This is a genomic window from Microbispora rosea (genome assembly GCF_900156315.1).
Lineage (GTDB): Bacteria > Actinomycetota > Actinomycetes > Streptosporangiales > Streptosporangiaceae > Microbispora > Microbispora rosea.
Map to the genome: position 1 here is coordinate 13,760 of NZ_FTNI01000038.1, position 17,289 is coordinate 31,048.

Sequence of the window (17,289 nt, forward strand, 5' to 3'; positions counted from 1 at the left end):
AGTAACGACTTCGTTAGCGAGATTGCATCACACCCTGCTGACTAACGCAAGCGTTAGCTACAATGCCGGGGTGGCGATGAAGTTCGAGGAACGGCTGAGCGACCGGGACGCGTGGTCCATCGGCGACGGGTGCTCGGCCGGCCGGGTGCTGGACCTGCTCAGCACCAAGACGGTGTTCCTGGTGGTCCGCGAATGCTTCTACGGCACAACGCGGTTCGACGACTTCGTGACCCGGGTCGGGGCGTCGGCGCCCGCGGTGTCGCGGGCGCTCAAACAGCTGAAGGCCGCGGGGATCGTCGCGCCCGTCGTCTATCGGGAGCCGGGGAGCCGGGCCCGCGACGAATACCGGCTGACGGAGGCCGGCGAAGACCTGCTGCCGGTGTTCCTGTCGCTGATGCAGTGGGGCGACAGGCATCTGCAGGACGGCCGCCCGCCCCTGTCGTTCGTCGAGGCCGCCACCGGCCGTCCGATACAGGTCCGCGTCAGCGCCGAACCGGCGCCGGAGACGGCGTGCGACGACATCGAGATCCGGGTGCACCCCGCCTGGGACGCGGCTAGCGGCGCACCTTGAACCTCAGGTGCAGCACTCCGTCGCCCTGGACGACCACATGAGGATCCTCCAGCGGATGCGGCCCGTCGATGCTGCCGAAGTAGCGTTTGCCCGATCCCAGCACCACGGGCACCACGTCCATCGCCACCTCGTCCACGAGACCGGCCGCGAGGATCTGGCCGCCCACGTCGCCGGCGTTCACGGCGACGGTTCGCTCCCCGGCGAGCTCCTGGGCCTTGTCGATCGCGGCCGCCACGCCATCGACGAAGTGGTACGACGCCTCCGGGTGCCAGCCGTCGGGCCTGGGCCGGTGAGACACCACGATCACGTGGTCGCCCGCGGGCGGCCGGCCCTCCCAGCCGTTCACCTGGTCGAACAGGCGGCGGCCCATCACGATCACGCCGATCGACTCCCATATCGGCCGGACGTACTCCGCCGATGCTCGCGAGACCATGAAGTCGCTACCGGTTCCGGAATGGTCGTACTGCTGGTCGCCGCCTTGGCGGATCGGGGTGTCCCCGTTGAAGTACCAGTCGTGGAGCGGCCCGACGTCGTCGCTCTCGTCGGCGATGAAACCGTCCACCGACACCACGTTGTGCATGATCACTGTGCCCACCGGCCCTCCTTAGGACTCCCTGCGCATTCACCCTGAGCTTGTCGGTCGCGGGGCCGGGAGGGCTTGTAGAAAATCAATCGGCGGGCATCGGACCGTTGTCCGGTGGGAACCCGAGCTCGGCGGGGAATCGGCGCCGCAGGGCCAGGTATTGCGTCGGGGTCTGGCCGGTGAAGTCCTTGAACTCCCTGCCGAAGTGGGCTTGATCGAAGTAGCCCGCCGTTTGTGCGAGCCCCGCCCAGTCGACCGGCCCCCGGGCGTCCACGGACAGGATCAGCTGCGCGAAGCGGTAGATTCGCGCTACCCGCTTCGGGGTGACCCCGACATGGGACGTGAACTGAGTGGCCAGGTGATTGCCGCTCACCCCGGCGTCTTCGGCCAGCGCACGAACCGGGACCGCGCCGTAGGAGGTCTCCAGGCGCTCGCCTGTGTGCCGGACCAGGTCGAGACCGCGCCCCGCCTCGGCGAATCGCGATCGCAGCTCCTCCTCCACCACCCGCAGTGTCTCGGCAGCCGATGCGATGTCGCCGATCTGATCGCGAATCCGCTCCACCGACCGTTGCCAGACATCGTCGACCGGCACCCATCGGTTTCGTAACTCGGTCGCCGGCATAGTGACGAACGGCGACAACCCCCATGGCTTGAAGTGCACCCCGACGAGCCGCACCCGTGCGGGGAACTCGAAGAGGAAACGCCTGGTCCAGACACCCATGAACCATCCATCGCTGAGCATCGCCGGCGGCACCGAGGGGTCGGAATCCCACAGGCGGGCGGGCTCGCCCAGGTTGAGGAACAGGTGTGCCGACGGCATCGGCGGCACGTTCATCCGGCGGTGTCGCGGCACTCCGGTCAGGCAGTAGATGTCGTCGATGAACCGGTCGAGCGGCGGCGCGGGCACCCGGCCGACGTATTCCATGCGCTCAGTCTGGCCGACGAGAGCCCGATTCACGAGGGAGTCCGGGTGCGTCGTGGGCGCCGTCACCGCGCTCGAAATCGTGTAGGCGCCGCGGGCGCCGATTGCCTAGGGTTCTGCCGGTGAGAGATCTCCGCCTGCTGCCCAAGGCTCACCTGCACACTCACCTGGAGAGCACCGTCCGTCCCGCGACGATCCGCGAGCTGGGAGGCGAGCCGCCGGTCCAGGACCGGCCGTTCAGCGATTTCAGGGAGTTCGCCGACCAACGCGCCAGGGTGCGCGCGCTGCTGCGCGACCACGGGCACTTCCGCCGCATCGCCGAGGAGTTCTGCCAGGACGAGGCGGCCCAGGGCGTTCGCTACGCGGAGGTCACCTTCACCGCGGCGGCTCACGGCGAGCGTCTCGGCGATCCGGACATGCCGCTGGAGGCCGTGCTGGAGGGACTCGCGGCCGGCGCTGAGCGTTACGGCATCCAGACCCGGGTGATCCTGGACCACTCCCGCCGTCGTCCCGCCGACCGGCTGTGGCGCAGTCTCAAGCTGGCCACCCGGCACCCGCAGGTGATCGCCATCGGCCTGGCGGGAGACGAGGCCTACCCGGCGGCGCCGTTCGCCGAGGTGTTCCAGGCCGCGCGCGAGGCGGGGGTGCACCTGGTGCACCACGCCGGGGAGACGGCGGGCCCGGCCAGCGTCCGGGAGGCCCTGGCGGTGGGGTGCGCGGAGCGGATCGGCCATGGCATCCGCGTCCTGGAGGATCCGGATCTGGTGGCCGAGCTGCGCGGGCGCCGCGTGCCGCTGGAGGTCTGCCCCTCCTCGAACGTCCTGCTCGGGCTGGTCCCCTCGCTGGCGGAGCACCCGCTGCCGCGCCTGGTCGAGGCCGGTCTGACGGTCACCCTGAACACGGACGGGGAGACGTCGCTGGCGGCGGAATACCAGCGCGCGCGGGAGATCTTCGGGTGCAGCGACGAGGAACTGGCGGACCTGGCCCGCGCCTCGGTCGAGTGCGGATTCGCGCCCGCGGAGGTGAAGGCACAGATCGGCGCCGCGATCGACCGTTGGCTGAGCGGCTGAGAGCCCGCACCGCCTTCCCGAGACGATGCGTGCGCTGTGCCGATCACGGGGCCGACTCCGGGGCCGACTCCTGGGCCGTGCGGGCGGCGGAACGCTAGCCTGGTGCGGATCACGGAAAGGGGACGACCGGAATGGTGCTGGAGGGGACGGCCCGCGCACTGCTGCGCAGGCTGGCGGCCGAGCAGGCGGAGTCGCGGGTGCCGTCGGTGGTGGCGGCGATCGTGCGGGACGGCGAGATCGCCTGGTTCGGGGCGCGCGGCCGGGTCGGCGGGGAGCCGCCCACGCGGGACACCCAGTACCGCATCGGATCCATCACCAAGACCCTCGTGGCGACCCTGGTGATGCGGCTGCGCGACGAGGGCCGGCTCGACCTGCTGGACCCCTTGGACAAGCACGTGCCCGGCACACCGCTGGGCGACGTCACGGTCGCCCAGCTGCTGTCCCACAGCGGCGGCCTGACCGCCGAGTCTCCCGGCCAGTGGTGGGAGCGCACCCCGGGTGTGGCGGTGGGCGACCTGATCGCCGCGCTCGGCCCCGAGTCCGCGCGGCACCGGCCGGGCCGCCGCTACCACTACTCCAACCTCGGGTTCGGCCTGCTCGGCGAGCTGGTCGCGCGCAAGCGGTCGGCGCCGTGGGACGAGGTCGTACGCGAGGAGGTGCTGGAGCCGCTCGGCATGCGCGACACCACGCCGCGCCCCCGTGCGCCGCACGCGACCGGGTACGCGGTGCACCCGTGGGCCGACGCGCTGCTGCCGGAGCCGGAGAACGACCACGGCGCCATGGCCCCGGCCGGGCAGATGTGGTCCACGGCCGCCGACCTGGCCCGGTGGGCGGCCTTCATCGGCGGCGACACCGGCGAGGTGCTGCGCCCGGCCACGGTCGCCGAGATGCGCGAGCCGGCCGTCGTAGAGGACGGCGACGCCTGGACCCGCGGCTACGGGCTCGGCCTCCAGCTCACCCGGCACACCGGGCCCGGCGGCCCGCGGCGGCTGGCGGGCCACACCGGGTCGATGCCCGGTTTCCTCGCCACCGTGTGGGCCGACCCCGCCGACCGCGTGGCCGTGCTGTGGATGGCCAACACCACCTCCGGCGTGCGCAACCTCGACATGGCCCTGCTGGACATCCTGGCCGAGCACGAGCCGCCGCTGCCGGCCGAGTGGTCGCCGTCCTCGGTGGACGAGGACCTGCTGGCGCTGACCGGGCCGTGGTACTGGGGGCCGACGTCGTACGTGCTGCGGGTCCTGCCGCACCGGGGCCTGTCGCTGACCCCGGTCAGCGGGCAGGGCCGGGCCTCCCGGTTCGCCGCCCGGGCCGACGGCACCTGGGTGGGGCTCGACGGCTACTACGCCGGGGAGACCCTGCGGGTGGTCCACTCCCCCGGCGGGGTGACCCACCTCGACCTCAACACGTTCGTCTTCACGCGTGAGCCGTACGACCCGGCGGCCCCGGTGCCGGGCGGCGTCGACCCGGCCGGCTGGAGGTGACCCGTCAGGTGGTGGCCAGCGCGACCGTCGGCGACAGACGGGCCGCGCGCATCGCCGGGTAGAGACCGGCGAGGGTGCCGATGACGAGGGTGGCGCCGACGGCGCCCGCGAACGCCCAGGGCGGGACCACCGGCGGCCAGCCGCGCGACAGCGCGTAGCCGGCGGTGGCCAGGCCGCCCAGCGCCGCCCCCGCGATCCCGCCGAGCGCCGACAGCAGCAGCGACTCGGCGAGGAACTGCAGCCGCACCTGGCCCCGGGTGGCGCCCAGCGAGCGGCGCAGGCCGATCTCCTTGCGCCGCTCCAGCACCGAGATCACCATGGTGTTGGCCACGCCGACCCCGCCGACCAGCAGCGCGACCGCGCCGAGCCCGAGCAGCAGGTTGGTGAACGCGCTCGCGGCCGCCGCCCGCGCCGCCAGCGCGTCCGATGGCCTGCTGACCGTGACCTCCTCCGGGTTCTCCGGGTTGACCGTGCGCGGCAGCACGGCCCGTACGGCCTCCACCGACTCCTCGGCGGACCGCTCGTAGACGGTCGTCGGGTGACCGTCGAAGCCCAGGTACTTCTCGGCGGCCGGGAACCCGACGAGCGCCGAGCGCTCGATCTCCGGGGCGAGCGGCATCGCGCCGAGGACGCCGACGACGGTGAACCACCGTTCGCCCATCCAGACCTGTACGCCCGTCCTGGTGATGCCGAGCCGTTCGGCGGCCTTGGCGCCCAGCACGACGGCGGGCCGCGTCTCGGTGGCGGCGTTCAGCCAGGCGCCCTTGACGACCCGGCCCTCCAGGGTGGTGAGCAGGTCGGCGGTCGCGGCCTGGACGGCGATGCCGCCGGTCACGGCCTCGGGGATGCGGTCGGTGCGCCGGATCGTGGTGTCGACCGTGCCGGTGGCCGAGGCCGTGCGCACCGGCCCGATGCGCCGGACCATGCCGAGCGCCTCCACGGGCAGCTTGGCCTCCTCGCCGAACACCGTCTGCCCCGGCGCGACGGTGAGCAGGTTGGTGCCGAGCCGGTCGAGCTGGCGCAGCAACTGCTCGCGGGAGGAGGACGAGATGCCCAGCACCGCGATCATGGTGGCGATGCCGATGGCGATGCCGAGCGCGGACAGGACCACCCGCGCGGGGCGGGTGCGCAGCCCGGCCGCGCCGGTCCGCAGGACGTCGGACGGCCCGAGCCTGGCCGGGGTCAGCCGCTGACGGGTCATCGTGGTGCTCCCTTCGCCGCTCCCGCTGTTTCGGCGTCCGGCGCCGGCTCAGGGGTGCGCTTCGGGTTGGGTCCGGGAGGGCGGCGTCCGGCGCCGGCCCCGGCGTCGGCGACGACCCGGCCGTCGCGTACGCGCACCTGGCGCGGGCACCACTCGGCGATCTCGGGGTCGTGGGTGATGACCGCGATGGTGGTGCCGGCGGCGTGCAGGTCGCGCAGCACCCCCAGCACCTCGGCACCCGCCGCCGAGTCCAGGTTGCCGGTCGGCTCGTCGGCCAGCAGCAGCGGCGGGTCGCCCGCCACGGCGCGGGCCACCGCCACCCGCTGCTGCTCCCCGCCCGACAGCTGGTTGGGCCGGTGGCCCAGCCGGTGGCCGAGGCCCACCCGCTCCAGCGCGGCGGCGGCGCGTTCCCGCCGCGCCCGCAGCGGCGTGCCGGTGTAGAGCAGGCCGTCGGCGACGTTGTCCAGCGCGCTCACCCCCGGCGCGAGGTGGAACTGCTGGAAGACGAAGCCCAGGTGGCGGGCGCGCAGCGCGGACAGCTCGCGGTCGGACAGTCCGGCCACGTCGTGCCCGGCGATCCGTACGGTGCCCGTGGTGGGCCGGTCCAGGGTCCCGATGAGGTGCAGCAGGGTCGACTTCCCCGAGCCGGACGGCCCGGCGATGGCGACCAGCTCACCGCGTTCGACCAGCAGGTCCACGCCGCGCAGGGCCCGCACGCCGGCGCCGTACTCCTTGGTCACCTCGCGCAGCTCCACCACGCGGAGCTGCTCGGGTTGCGGGATGCTCATGTGGCCGGCACCCCGACCTTCATGCCCTCGGCGAGCCCGGCGCCGGTGATCTCGACCATGCCGCTGCCGAAGGCGCCGAGCTCGACCGGGACCACGCGGGTGGACGCGCCCTCGACCACCTCGACGCCGAAGCCGCCCTCGCGCAGGGCCAGCAGCGCCTCGACCGGCACGGCCAGCACGTTCTCGCGCCGCTCGCTGACCAGCTCGACCTCGACCGGGGCCCTGTCGAGGCGGGTCTTCGGGGTCTTGCCCAGGGTGATGTCGACGTCGATGGTGCTGCCGTCGTCCTGGCCCTGCCCGGACGAGACGGTCTCGGCCACCGTGCCGACCGAGGTGATCTTCCCGGTGACCCGCTCGCCACCGGGCAGTTCCACGGTGACCTTGGCGCCCTTCCTGGCGAGCGACTGGTCGTCGGTGGACAGGTCCACGTGCACCAGCCGCCGTACGCCCGAGACGGTGAGGGCCGGACGTCCGGGCGTGGTCCTGTCGCCCACCTCGACCTTGGCGTCGGTGACCCGGGCGGCGGCCGGCAGGAAGACCACCTGGGAGGCGTCCACCTGCCCGGTCTCGGGGAGCCCGGCGTCGTCCTGCCATTCCTTGACGGCCAGATAGGTGGCGTAGCTGAAGTGGTCGTCCACGGTCAGGTCGTCGCCGTAGCCGAGGACCTTGAGGTTGCGTTCGAGCTGCTCGACGTCCGGGCCGTCGTCGACGCCCTGCCGCAGCGGGCGGTACATCGGCAGCGATCCGTACATGAGGACCACCGGCCTGCGGTCGACCCTGAGCAGCGCGCGGCCGCGCCGGACGACTGCGCCCTCGGCGGGGGTCCACGTCACGGTGCCGGCGGCGTCTGTGCTGACCTGCCGCTCACCGGAGTAGGTCAGCGCCCCCTCCACGGTCTTGGTGTCGACCAGGTCCTGACGCGCGATCGACGCGGTGGCGGGGACGGGAGGCGGGGACGGCTCGGCCGCGCCCGCGCCGTCGCCGCCCGACACGGCGACGGCCGTTCCCGCGGCGGCCAGGGCGAGAACGCCGGCGCCCGCGATCACCAGGCCCTTCCTCACGGCTTCCTCCCGGGCGCGAACTCCTCGCAGGCCTTCTGCGCCTCCTCCATCGCCTTCTCCTGGCCCCGCTTGATCTTGACCTGGATGCCCTGGCCGGGGGCCGGGTCGGGCATGTCGATGCCGTGCTCGCGCATGCACTGGGCGAACTTGACCATCCGGTCGCGCACCTCGGGATCGTCGCCGCCGAGCTTGTCGCCGACCGCGTCCTTCATGAAGTGCTGGCAGGCCTGCATGGCCTTCTGCATCGAGGCCTCGTCCCCCTTCTTGCCGATGATGCGGACGCGGCCGTCCGGACCGGGATCGGGCATGTCCACGCCGTGCTCGCGCATGCACTGGGCGAACTTGAGCTGGGCCTCCTGGCGGTCCGCCGGGGCCGACGCCGACGGCCCGGCCGTGGCGCCGCCGCCTGGCGTGGCGCCTCCCGCGCTGGCGATCCCGTCGTCCGCGGGGGCCGTGCCGCAGCCGGCCAGTGCCAGTGCGAGCCCCACGGTGAGCCCCAAGATGAGCCGCAGTGCCGGGCCCAGGGCCCGTAGCGGTCGTAAGCGCATGGGTCGTTCCTCCTCTGTCGCTCGTTCTCGTCCGGGGCGTCTGCCCGGGACGGGGCCCAACTCCAGCGGAGGCGGTGCTAAACGCGGATAAGCGAGCCCGGCTTATCCGCGGCTAACACCGCCTGCGCCAGTCTCGGAGCCGAGCGGGAGGTTGGAATGCGGGTGCTCGTGGTCGAGGACGAGGAACAGCTGGCCGAGGCCGTCGCCCGGGGGCTGCGGCTGCACGCCATCGCGGTGGACGTGGCCTACGACGGTCAGGAGGCGCTGAAGCTGGCCGCCTACGTCGACTACGACGTGGTCGTGCTCGACCGCGACCTGCCCGAGGTGCACGGCGACGAGGTGTGCCGGGAGCTGGTCACGGCCAGTGGGGCGAGCCGCATTCTCATGCTGACGGCGGCCGGGCGGGTGCGTGACCGGGTCGGCGGCCTGTCCCTGGGCGCCGACGACTACCTGGTCAAGCCGTTCGCTTTCGCCGAGCTGGTGGCCCGGATCCGGGCCCTGGCCCGGCGCTCGCCCCGGGCGGTGCGGCCCGTGCTGGAGCGGGCCGGGATCCGGCTCGACCCCGCCCGCCGTACGGTGGCGCGCGACGGCCGGCAGGTGGCGCTGGGCCGCAAGGAGTTCGACGTGCTGCACGAGCTCCTGCGCGCCGACGGAGGGCTCGTGACCTCGGCCCTGCTGCGCGCGAACGTCTGGGACGAGCACGCCGACGCCGGCACGGGCGTGCTGCGCGTCACGCTCACCTCGCTGCGCCGCAAGCTGGGCGAGCCGCCGGTGATCGAGAACGTGCCGGGCCGGGGGTATCGGCTGTGACCCGCGCCCTGTCCCTGTGGAGCAGGCTCGGCCTGCGGATGCGGCTCACCCTGCTGTACGGCGGGTTGTTCTTCCTGGCGGGGTCGGTGCTGCTGTGGTTCACCCACCTGCTGACGGCGCGGGCGCTCAACCAGCGGTTCGTGGTGGCGGTGGCGTCGAAGGTGACCGGCATCGGCACCCCTGGGGCCGTCATGGGAACGACGCTGCCCGACGGCGACATGCTCGCCCAGCGGGTGCGCACCAACGTCGAGCAGGGGGCGGCCGACGTGCTGAGCGACGTGCTCCGTTCGTCGGTGGTCGTCATGGTCCTGGTCGGGGTCGTCGCGGTGGTGCTGGGCTACCTGGTGGCCGACCGTGCGCTGCGCCCGCTCGACCGGGTGACCGAGACCGCGCAGCGCCTGTCGGAGAGCACACTGCACGAGCGGATCGCGCTGCGCGGCCCGCAGGACGAGGTCAAGCGGCTCGCCGACACCTTCGACGCGATGCTCGACCGGCTGCACCGGGTGTTCGACGCCCAGCGCCGGTTCATCGCCAACGCCTCCCACGAGCTGCGCACCCCGCTGGCGGTCAACCGTACGGTCCTGGAGGTGTCGCTGGAGGAGCCGGCGGCGTCGGAGGACCTCAAGGCGCTGGCCCGCGCGCTGCTCGGCACCAACGCGAGGTACGAACGGCTGATCGAGGGCCTGCTCATGCTGGCGCAGTCGGAGCAGGAGGTGACCGCGCGCAAGCCGGTCGACCTGCGGCAGGTCGTCCGTACGGCGATGGAGCAGATCGACCTGCAGCCGCGCCGCAGGAAGGTGGTCGTGCACGAGGACCTGCGCCCGGCGGTGGCGCACGGAGATCCGCTGTTCCTCGAACGCTGCCTGTTCAACCTGCTGGAGAACGCGATCAAGTACAACGTGCGGGACGGGGAGGTCTGGGTCCGGTTGCGGGAGGACGAGGCCGGGGTGAGCGTGACGGTGGAGAACACCGGGCCCCCGGTTCCGCCGTACGAGGTGGACGACCTGTTCGAGCCGTTCCGACGGCTAGGCGGCGACCGCGTCCGCTCGGCCCGCGGGGCGGGGCTGGGCCTGTCCATCGTCCGGGCCATCGCCGTGGCCCACGGCGGCGAGGTGGAGGCGCTGGCCCGGCCGGAGGGCGGCCTGGCGGTGACCGTACGCCTGCCGCGGTGAGCCGGGTCCTCCCCTGATCCCGACGCGCCGCTACCCGCCCCCGCCCGGTTTGCCGCCTACTGAACAGTAAAATGTGGGTTGTCCTAACTTGACCGGTCTGACCTGGTCTATTACCTTTTAGGCAGCTCAGGGTGCACTTGCTCATCTCAATGGCCAAGAAGCCCTCCTCAGACCGAAGCGGCCGGCCGATCCCGGTCTGCCGCCCGGCCGCCGAGTCCGCGTCCGCGCGGAGCCGGGGACCCACCTCTCCTGGGGTGAATCGGCATGCGTGCCGTAGGGCGACTTCCAGCCCGAACCCGTCAGCTAACCCGGTAGGCGGCATGGAAGCAAGGGAGTACGCCCCACCATGCACGTCCTCAACACCTGTGTTCGCGCTGCCCTCGCCGGCGGGGCCCTCGCCTCGGCCCTGCTGATCGCGTCGCCGGCCGCGCACGCGGACAACCCGGCGACCGGCAAGGGCTCGGCCGCCGCGCAGTCCATGGCCGAGACCGCCTCCCGGCTGCCCAAGATCAGCTCGATGGACGTGCTGAAACTGGCCAGGAGCCAGGTCGGGATCAGCGAAAACGCCAAGGGCGGCGGCACCAAGTTCCAGCATTGGTACATGTCCACGCCCCGCGCCCGCGAGACCCTCGCCCGCGACGGCGGCGCGCTCACCGACTACCTCAACGCCCCCTGGTGCGACATGTTCGTCTCCTGGGTGGGCCAGCAGCTCGGCATCGGACCGGTGATGGGCTCCGACGCCTACACGGTGGAGCACGCCCAGTGGTTCGCCGATCACGGCCGCTGGGGCCACACGCCCAAGCCGGGCGCGGTGGTGTTCTTCAGCTGGAGCGGCAGCGAGGACATCGACGACATCCAGCACGTCGGGTTCGTCGTCAAGGACAACGGCAACGGAACGATCCAGACCATCGAGGGCAACACGGGCGACGGTGGCGCCGTCGAGGTCCGCACCCGTCCCACCTCGCAGGTGGCGGGCTACGGCTACCCGATGTACCCCGGGGACATCTCCGCCTCCGCCTCCTCCTGACGCACGACAGCTCCGAGGCGCGCCGGTGATCCCGGCGCGCTTCGCCGTCTCACCCGGGAGCGCCCGGCACCTGCCGAATTGACCGGTACAAGCGTGAGCTGCGAGCCTGGCGGCATGCACGCGTTCGACGTCCTCGGCGATCCGGTGCGCCGCCGGATCCTGGAACTACTCGCGGAGGGCGAGCGCCCCGCCGGGGAGATCGGCGCGATCGTGCAGGAGGAGTTCGGGATCTCCCAGCCGGGGGTGTCCCAGCACCTGCGCGTGCTGCGGGAGAGCGGCTTCGCGACGGTCCGGGCCGAGGGCACCAGGCGCCTGTACGCCGTCGACCCCGCGCCGCTCCACGAGGTCGACACCTGGCTCGACCACTTCCGCCGCTTCTGGAACCAGCGCCTGGACGCCCTGGGCACCGAACTCGCCCGTGGGAAGCGGGAGCGCCGCCTCCGGGACGACGCCCGTCCGTGAGCCGTGCGCGCCTCGTCCGGGCCGGCGCTACCGGGGAGCCGCGCCCCGGGAGATCGGCCTGCATCTGGGGGCCACACGCACGAGCTTGGTCCAGCCCGTCCAGCCGCGCTGCTCCAGCAGCTCGATCAGCCGGCGCGCCGGCGGCACCGTGTCGAACGCCAGCCTGTCCATCAGTGTGACAAGCGGTGACGCCATCTCGGTGTCGTCGACGTAGTCCTCGCCCCGCTCGTCGGCCATATCCGTGAGATAGGCGGCAAGCCTGTCGGCCAGTTCGACCAGCCGCGGGTCGTCGTCGGCCCGGTCGAGGGCCTGGCTCAGGGTGAGGTAGAAGCCGACGAGGCGCGGGTCCTCGATCTGCTCCCGCTTGCGTGCCATCCACGCGGGGACTCGCCCGGGTGAGTGCGCGGCCAGCGGGATCCACCCGTCGCGCTCGGCCCGGACGATCCGCTCGTCGACCCCGAGCGCCCGCAGACGGTCGAGATATTCGACCACCTCCACGGGAAGCGCGAGGCCGTCGCCCGAGGCGAGCCGGGCGATCCGCTCGCGGTGCCGCTGCCGCTCCCGGATCTCCGCCCGCAACCGCCTGTCGATGTCCGCGACCGCGGCGGCGAACTCCTCCTCGCCGGCCCGCAGCAGCTCCCGCACCCGCGCCAGCGGGACCCCGGCCTCGGCGAGGGTCCGGATCTTGATCAGCTCGACCACGGCGCCGGCGTCGTATCTGCGGTAGCCGGAGTGGTCCCGTTCCGGCTCAGGCAGCAGCCCCTTGGCGTGATAGTGCCGCACCGCGCGCACCGTCACTCCGGCGTACGACGCCAGCTCGCCGATGGTCAGCATCAGACCAGTCTCCAGGAACCGCTCACGAGGCCACCCGGCCGGGTGGGGCCCCGCGCCGTCGTCTCCGGCCATCGAGGCCGACATGATCATCGTGATGGGCCGGTTGATCTTTGCGTACCGGTCGAGGATCTCGGACCGGACCACATCGATCTCAAGGTTCAGGTCGAGGATTTCCTGTGCGGTGAGCACCACCTGACGTGCGGTGTCCCGCTCGGCCTCCTGCCGCGCCGCCAGCCCCTCCCACATGGCGCGGAACTCCGGCAGAACGGCCTCGGTGACGAACGGTTCCGGCACCGGGTTGGCCCCGTCGATGAGAACGAGCCCGGCGACGGCGTCAGGATGCTCGGAGGCGTAGTGCACGGCCAGGTCGGCGCCCAGTGAGTAGCCCACCAGCACGGGCGCCGCGGACAGGCCGAGGCGTCCCAGCTCCGCCATCACCGCGGCCAGATCACCGAGAAAGGCCTCGAAGGAGTATCGGCCGGCGGCCGAGGCGAGGCCGTGGCCCCGCAGGTCGAAGGTCACCACGTCGTGGTCGCGCCGCAGCAGCTCGGCCAGCTCGCGCAGGTCGGCCTGTGTCGAGTTCAGCCCGGGGCACAGGAGCAGCGGGCGTCCGCAACCGCCGCGCGACACCGGGATCGTGACACCGTCGTGCTCGATCGTGAAGTGCGGCGCCGTTGTGTCGCCTCTTCCGGCCCGCTCTCCTTCGTCGTCGTGCTCGCCGTACGGCCTGCGCGAGCCGGCGGCCTCGATCGCTCTGGTTTCCGTGGTCATGCCGCCATGCTGAGAGACTGACCCAGCGTCAGGGTCAAGCGGCACGGAACCGCCACCGCGAGAAGTGTGTCGGGATTGCGGACGGCGTCGCGTACGTACGGTCAGTGATCCACCGCTGCCGTATTCACTTGCGGCTGTACCGTCCGTATCGTCAATTCTTCACTTATCCCATCGGCCAGATCATGGCGGCCATCATCGCGGCCATGAGAGCGTGGGCCAAGTGGGAGATCCTTTCGGCGCCCGGTACCGCACCACCGGAGCCGGGGCGCACGCCGCGGAATACGAACCACACTCCGGTGCCCGCGAGCACAAGGATGAGTGTCCACCTCAGCGGTGTGGACTCGATCATTCGATCACTCCGTGTTCGAGACGGACGGGTGACGCCCCCGTCCTGAAACGTCACCCGTCGTGCCGGTTCAGCAGTGGTGGGAATGGCCCGCTTCGCTGCCGTACGTGTCGTGGTAGGGCCATTGGTTGACGTAGCGTGGGCGGCGCATCGGGGTAAGGTCGAGAAACTGGTAGGTGCTCATCATGAATTCGGTACCGCGCCCGTACGTCGTGTAGGTGTGGAAGACGGAGTCCTCGTCGCGAACGAAGACGCTGATGGCCTGTCCGTCACCGTTCACCACGAACGCGGTTTTCATGCTGCGTTCCAAGGTCGCCTTGTCCTTGTAGTTGAACTCGACGGGCGCGACCGACTCGTCGTTGGTTACGTGGAAGTCGTAGTTGAAGTCGCTTCCAGCCGAGGAGTACCACGGGATTGTCCAGCCCATCCGCGCCTGAAAACTCTCGATCTTGGCCAGTGGTGCGCGGGAAACGAGGACAAATGTGGTGTCGCTGGCGTGCAGGTGATCCAGGCGGCCCACACTGTCGATGGTGAACGAACAGCTCGGGCAGCCCTCATCCAAGCCCTGGTCTCCACGTGCCCTGGCTGCCGAATTGTTCCACATGAAGTGATAGACGATGAGTTGGCGGCGGCCCTCGAACAGGTCGATCAGGCGTGCCTCACCGCCAGGGCCTTCGAAGGTGTACTCCTTGTCCACCCTGACCATCGGCAGTTCTCGGCGCTGTGCGGTGACCGCGTCCTGCACCCGCATGGCCTCCTTCTCCCGCTTGAGCAGCTCAAGCCGGGCTGCCAGCCACTCGTCGCGTGACGCGACCCGGGGAAGAGTCATGATCTTCCTTTTCCTTCTACTCAGAATTGATCAAAGAAATGTATGAACTGACCCGCAGGGCATCCGTCTGTACCGGCGGACCGACTATGCGGTCAGCCGCCCCGCGCTGGAAGTCGACGATCCAGCGGCCGAGAAGCAAGCACCGTCAGTTGTGATGGCGTCGGCGTAGGTCAGGCCAGCAGCTCCTGGACAGCGGTTTTCAGATCGGCCAGGGCCGCGCGGTAGAAGCGGGGTCCGTAGGACACTCGTGCCACGCCCATTTCCCTGAGCGTAGCCAGGTCCAGATATTCACCGGTGTTGCCGTTGACTGGGCCTGGTAGTTCGGTCACCAGGGTGGCGAGGTCGTGCTTCTGGCGCACGCCGATCGGGTAGATGCAGTCGGCGCCGGCGTCCCGGTAGAGCCGGCCCCGTCGTATCGATTCCGTGACCCGATCCGGCTCAGGTATCCCGCTGGCGGGTAGAAAAGTATCGACGCGGGCGTTGATTACGATCGGGACTTCGGCATCGTCGGCAGCAGAGCGGACGCCCGCGAGCCATTGGGCGTGCGCTCCGGCCTCGACCAGGCCGCCCGCCTGGTGGTCGGTGTCCTCCAAGTTGCAACCGACCGCCCCGATGTCCAGCAACCGGTCCACCAGTTCACGCGGCTCCATGCCGTACCCCGCCTCGGCATCCACCGTGACCGGGACCGACACCACCCGGGCGACCCGCCCGGCCGCGGCGAACATCTCCTGCCACGGCGCACCCTCACCGTCGGGATAACCGAGCATCGCCGAGATGGCAGCGCTGGCCGTGGCGACAGCGGGAAACCCCGCTTCGGCCACGATCGTCGCGCTGGCCGCGTCCCACGCATTTGGCAGCACGAGCATCTCTTCGCTGTGCAGCTCGCGGAGCCTTTCGGCGCGAGTCTTCAAATCCGCCACGTCAGCGGCCATGGGTATCCTCCACGTCAAAATGATGGCGCGTCACAGGGGTGACTGTGTTCGCCATGTGCACGTAGTCGGTATTCACCGTTTCTTCTTCTGCTCGAATCTTTTCTGGATACGTGGACAGATGCTGTTTGTTGGCAATTCCACAGCTCTGCCGTCTCTTTCCGGAACTCTTTGCGCGCGCTTCCCGGACGTGCCGTCGGATACCTGCGTAGGACTTCCAGTCCATACGCGACCGCTTAGGCGCGTAGCGATCGCGGAAGTCCGAATATTGCCAGAAGTGAGTTGTCGTGGAATCGCGTCAGCGCGGTGATCCAGTCGTCGGTCAGGGTCAGTACGAGCACTCCGTGTGCGTGCAGGACCGGCGTCCGCGGATCACGTAGGTAGACGCCGAAAGCCGGTTGGCCGTTTGCCCGCGTCGGGATCAGCACATGTCGGTAGCCGTTGCCCAGTGCGACTGTAGCCAGGAAGTGCCGGATGGCGTCCCGACCCTGGTATTCCAGCGGCAGCGGCGGCATGGTCAGCCACGCGTCGTTTGTCAGCATGGCCACGATCGCATCGACGTCTCCGGCCTCGAACGCGCGGCTGAAACCAGCCACGATCCTGCGTTCTTGCGGCGAGTTCGGGAGTGGAGCGGTCTCCCAGCCGGGATACGGTACCTCATACGCCAGCGCACCTCGTGCTCGTTTCAGCGCGCTGGTCACCGCGTTTTCGGTCGTGTCGAGAATGTTTGCCACCTCGGCGGCCCGGAATCCCAGTACGTCTCGCAGCACCAATACGACTCGTTGCCTCGGTGGCAATTGCTGCAGCGCTGCCAGGAACGCCAGCGACACCGACTCCCTGGCCTCGAATCGCGCCTCCGGTCCAGGCATGTGGTCGGCGATCTCGTCGAGCAGCACATCGGGGTACGGCTCCAGCCAGCTCGGTTCCGCTCGGCGGTGCGATGGCTCAGGCAACGGGAGCTCCGGTTGATAGGCCGCATATTCGGGCGGACGACGGGCGCCGGCCCGCAGTGCGTTGAGACAGCGGTTCGTCGCGATTCGGTAAAGCCACGTCCGAATCGACGCGCGTTCCTCGTAGCCGCCGATCCCGCGCCATGCCGCCAGCAACGTCTCCTGCAGCAGGTCCTCGGCGTCCTGCACCGAGCCGAGGATCCGGTAGCAGTGCACCTGGAGCTCACGTCGGTACGGCTCAACGAGCCCGCGGAACGCGTCACCATCCCCGCTCCGCGCCAGCGCCAGCAGATCCTCGGCCGAGCGCTGGGCACGGGCCGGGACATCGGTTTCCCTGGCTGGCGGGATCCCTCGCATGTTGGCTCCTTCTCTCCTGTGGTTCTTCTCGGATAGATGGACAACGCCTGCGCCGGAAAGTGGTCGGCCTGCGCCAAGTTTCCGCGATCCCTATGTCGGTACCACGCGGTTCGCGCCGTCCTGAGGGCCCTGATGTTCAACTCGTACAAAGACGACAACCTGGGCCAGGACACGGTCGCCCGCTGCACTGCCAGCATCGTCCCGCGTCAGATGATCCGCAGCTGGCGACCGTCCAGTGGCTGGCCGATGCGGTTCCGCAACGCCATCGAAAGCGGCGAGCGGCTTGCGCCCGATGCGGCCGCGCTGTTCGCCGAGATCGCCTCCACCCTCACCGGCCGCACCATCAAACGGGTCGTCGCCGACGACGGGTAGTGGATCGCCGACCGGGTCGCAGCAGGCTCCCGAAGCTACGGCGAGCCATAAGGTAACGCGGTGTAGGTCTCGGGCCGACGTGGACGACCGGGCGCAGCCTGGCGATCGACCGCGCATCGCGCGGCAGGGGGCGCCAAGCGCGGGACGCGAGACCCTGCCAGGTGGGAGCTCACGGCCCGCTCGGTGACGTGCGTAGCGCGGA

The 17,289-nt window shown here is 70.7% G+C and carries 18 protein-coding genes and 1 riboswitch; of the genes, 8 read left to right on the forward strand and 10 right to left on the reverse strand.

The genetic code is table 11. From position 1 onward, the window contains the following. Positions 1 to 76: 76 nt before the first annotated feature. On the forward strand, positions 77 to 571 hold the full coding sequence (locus tag BXA11_RS36485; protein WP_083744840.1) for a winged helix-turn-helix transcriptional regulator: 495 nt from the start codon (positions 77 to 79) through the stop codon (positions 569 to 571). Here BXA11_RS36485 and BXA11_RS36490 read toward each other — a convergent pair. Then, positions 555 to 1,166 carry a dihydrofolate reductase family protein gene (locus BXA11_RS36490; protein WP_076442028.1) on the reverse strand — a complete coding sequence of 204 codons (612 nt, stop codon included), beginning with the start codon at positions 1,164 to 1,166 and terminating at the stop codon, positions 555 to 557. The genes BXA11_RS36485 and BXA11_RS36490 overlap by 17 nt on opposite strands. A gap of 73 nt (positions 1,167 to 1,239) precedes the next feature. Continuing rightward, positions 1,240 to 2,079 carry a helix-turn-helix domain-containing protein gene (locus tag BXA11_RS36495; protein ID WP_076442031.1) on the reverse strand — a complete coding sequence of 280 codons (840 nt, stop codon included), beginning with the start codon at positions 2,077 to 2,079 and terminating at the stop codon, positions 1,240 to 1,242. 119 nt (positions 2,080 to 2,198) lie between these two features. Between BXA11_RS36495 and add the strand changes: the two genes are divergently transcribed. Continuing rightward, entirely contained in the window at positions 2,199 to 3,146 is a 948-nt protein-coding gene (gene add, locus BXA11_RS36500) for an adenosine deaminase (protein WP_076442034.1), read from the forward strand. A 131-nt stretch (positions 3,147 to 3,277) separates the two neighbouring features. Continuing rightward, positions 3,278 to 4,630 (forward strand): serine hydrolase domain-containing protein, encoded by a 1,353-nt coding sequence (locus BXA11_RS36505; protein ID WP_076442037.1) that lies wholly within the window; start codon positions 3,278 to 3,280, stop codon positions 4,628 to 4,630. Between the two features lie 4 nt (positions 4,631 to 4,634). On the opposite strand, the gene BXA11_RS36510 is transcribed toward BXA11_RS36505, so the two are convergent. From BXA11_RS36510 to BXA11_RS36525, 4 genes are read right to left on the reverse strand one after another with little or no spacing between them, the layout of a single operon-like run. After that, entirely contained in the window at positions 4,635 to 5,831 is a 1,197-nt protein-coding gene (locus BXA11_RS36510) for an ABC transporter permease (protein ID WP_076442039.1), read from the reverse strand. Beyond that, complete coding sequence (locus tag BXA11_RS36515) at positions 5,828 to 6,619, reverse strand: ABC transporter ATP-binding protein (RefSeq protein ID WP_083744841.1); 792 nt, start codon at positions 6,617 to 6,619, stop codon at positions 5,828 to 5,830. Before BXA11_RS36515 ends, BXA11_RS36510 begins: the two co-directional genes overlap by 4 nt. Further along, the gene (locus BXA11_RS36520; protein ID WP_239105276.1) at positions 6,616 to 7,680 is read right to left on the reverse strand and encodes an efflux RND transporter periplasmic adaptor subunit; all 1,065 of its coding nucleotides are present in this window, start codon (positions 7,678 to 7,680) and stop codon (positions 6,616 to 6,618) included. The genes BXA11_RS36515 and BXA11_RS36520 overlap by 4 nt, the downstream gene beginning before the upstream one ends. Then, a complete protein-coding gene (locus BXA11_RS36525) occupies positions 7,677 to 8,228 on the reverse strand; it encodes a hypothetical protein (protein WP_076442041.1) in 552 nt (183 codons plus the stop codon). Before BXA11_RS36525 ends, BXA11_RS36520 begins: the two co-directional genes overlap by 4 nt. Before the next feature lie 156 nt (positions 8,229 to 8,384). Between BXA11_RS36525 and BXA11_RS36530 the strand changes: the two genes are divergently transcribed. From BXA11_RS36530 to BXA11_RS36545, 4 genes are all read left to right on the forward strand, one after another. Further along, positions 8,385 to 9,038, forward strand: coding sequence for a response regulator transcription factor (locus tag BXA11_RS36530; RefSeq protein ID WP_076442043.1), 654 nt, complete (start codon positions 8,385 to 8,387; stop codon positions 9,036 to 9,038). Then, positions 9,035 to 10,210, forward strand: coding sequence for a sensor histidine kinase (locus BXA11_RS36535; protein ID WP_239105275.1), 1,176 nt, complete (start codon positions 9,035 to 9,037; stop codon positions 10,208 to 10,210). The genes BXA11_RS36530 and BXA11_RS36535 overlap by 4 nt, the downstream gene beginning before the upstream one ends. Positions 10,211 to 10,408: 198 nt before the next feature. After that, positions 10,409 to 10,542, forward strand: a riboswitch (cyclic di-AMP (ydaO/yuaA leader). A gap of 14 nt (positions 10,543 to 10,556) precedes the next feature. Then, a complete protein-coding gene (locus BXA11_RS36540) occupies positions 10,557 to 11,237 on the forward strand; it encodes a CHAP domain-containing protein (protein ID WP_076442045.1) in 681 nt (226 codons plus the stop codon). A gap of 114 nt (positions 11,238 to 11,351) precedes the next feature. Then, positions 11,352 to 11,699: an ArsR/SmtB family transcription factor gene (locus BXA11_RS36545; RefSeq protein ID WP_030511152.1), complete on the forward strand. Its 348-nt coding sequence runs from the start codon at positions 11,352 to 11,354 to the stop codon at positions 11,697 to 11,699. 27 nt (positions 11,700 to 11,726) lie between these two features. Here the strand turns inward: BXA11_RS36545 and BXA11_RS45100 are convergent, their stop codons facing one another. From BXA11_RS45100 to BXA11_RS36575, 4 genes are all read right to left on the reverse strand, one after another. Then, positions 11,727 to 13,304, reverse strand: a complete 1,578-nt coding sequence (locus BXA11_RS45100) for an alpha/beta fold hydrolase (protein ID WP_083744842.1) — start codon at positions 13,302 to 13,304, stop codon at positions 11,727 to 11,729. A 416-nt stretch (positions 13,305 to 13,720) separates the two neighbouring features. Beyond that, a complete protein-coding gene (locus BXA11_RS36565; RefSeq protein WP_076442050.1) occupies positions 13,721 to 14,479 on the reverse strand; it encodes a DUF899 domain-containing protein in 759 nt (252 codons plus the stop codon). Between the two features lie 170 nt (positions 14,480 to 14,649). After that, on the reverse strand, positions 14,650 to 15,411 hold the full coding sequence (locus tag BXA11_RS36570; RefSeq protein WP_076442052.1) for an isocitrate lyase/PEP mutase family protein: 762 nt from the start codon (positions 15,409 to 15,411) through the stop codon (positions 14,650 to 14,652). 233 nt (positions 15,412 to 15,644) lie between these two features. Beyond that, positions 15,645 to 16,715, reverse strand: coding sequence for a sigma-70 family RNA polymerase sigma factor (locus BXA11_RS36575; RefSeq protein ID WP_083744843.1), 1,071 nt, complete (start codon positions 16,713 to 16,715; stop codon positions 15,645 to 15,647). Between the two features lie 36 nt (positions 16,716 to 16,751). Here BXA11_RS36575 and BXA11_RS36580 point away from each other — a divergent pair, with 36 nt between their 5' ends. Next, positions 16,752 to 17,087 (forward strand): hypothetical protein, encoded by a 336-nt coding sequence (locus BXA11_RS36580; protein ID WP_143734728.1) that lies wholly within the window; start codon positions 16,752 to 16,754, stop codon positions 17,085 to 17,087. Positions 17,088 to 17,289: the final 202 nt, after the last annotated feature.

Excerpts from the sequence above, each read along its gene's own strand:
- BXA11_RS36510 (WP_076442039.1), bottom strand. The coding sequence starts at position 5,831 with ATGACCCGTCAGCGGCTGACCCCGGCCAGGCTCGGGCCGTCCGACGTC.
- BXA11_RS36485 (WP_083744840.1), top strand. The coding sequence starts at position 77 with ATGAAGTTCGAGGAACGGCTGAGCGACCGGGACGCGTGGTCCATCGGC.
- BXA11_RS36565 (WP_076442050.1), bottom strand. The coding sequence starts at position 14,479 with ATGACTCTTCCCCGGGTCGCGTCACGCGACGAGTGGCTGGCAGCCCGG.
- BXA11_RS36525 (WP_076442041.1), bottom strand. The coding sequence starts at position 8,228 with ATGCGCTTACGACCGCTACGGGCCCTGGGCCCGGCACTGCGGCTCATC.
- BXA11_RS36545 (WP_030511152.1), top strand. The coding sequence starts at position 11,352 with ATGCACGCGTTCGACGTCCTCGGCGATCCGGTGCGCCGCCGGATCCTG.
- BXA11_RS36570 (WP_076442052.1), bottom strand. The coding sequence starts at position 15,411 with ATGGCCGCTGACGTGGCGGATTTGAAGACTCGCGCCGAAAGGCTCCGC.
- BXA11_RS36505 (WP_076442037.1), top strand. The coding sequence starts at position 3,278 with ATGGTGCTGGAGGGGACGGCCCGCGCACTGCTGCGCAGGCTGGCGGCC.
- BXA11_RS36530 (WP_076442043.1), top strand. The coding sequence starts at position 8,385 with ATGCGGGTGCTCGTGGTCGAGGACGAGGAACAGCTGGCCGAGGCCGTC.
- BXA11_RS36495 (WP_076442031.1), bottom strand. The coding sequence starts at position 2,079 with ATGGAATACGTCGGCCGGGTGCCCGCGCCGCCGCTCGACCGGTTCATC.
- BXA11_RS36580 (WP_143734728.1), top strand. The coding sequence starts at position 16,752 with ATGGACAACGCCTGCGCCGGAAAGTGGTCGGCCTGCGCCAAGTTTCCG.
- BXA11_RS45100 (WP_083744842.1), bottom strand. The coding sequence starts at position 13,304 with ATGACCACGGAAACCAGAGCGATCGAGGCCGCCGGCTCGCGCAGGCCG.
- BXA11_RS36540 (WP_076442045.1), top strand. The coding sequence starts at position 10,557 with ATGCACGTCCTCAACACCTGTGTTCGCGCTGCCCTCGCCGGCGGGGCC.
- BXA11_RS36575 (WP_083744843.1), bottom strand. The coding sequence starts at position 16,715 with ATGCGAGGGATCCCGCCAGCCAGGGAAACCGATGTCCCGGCCCGTGCC.
- BXA11_RS36515 (WP_083744841.1), bottom strand. The coding sequence starts at position 6,619 with ATGAGCATCCCGCAACCCGAGCAGCTCCGCGTGGTGGAGCTGCGCGAG.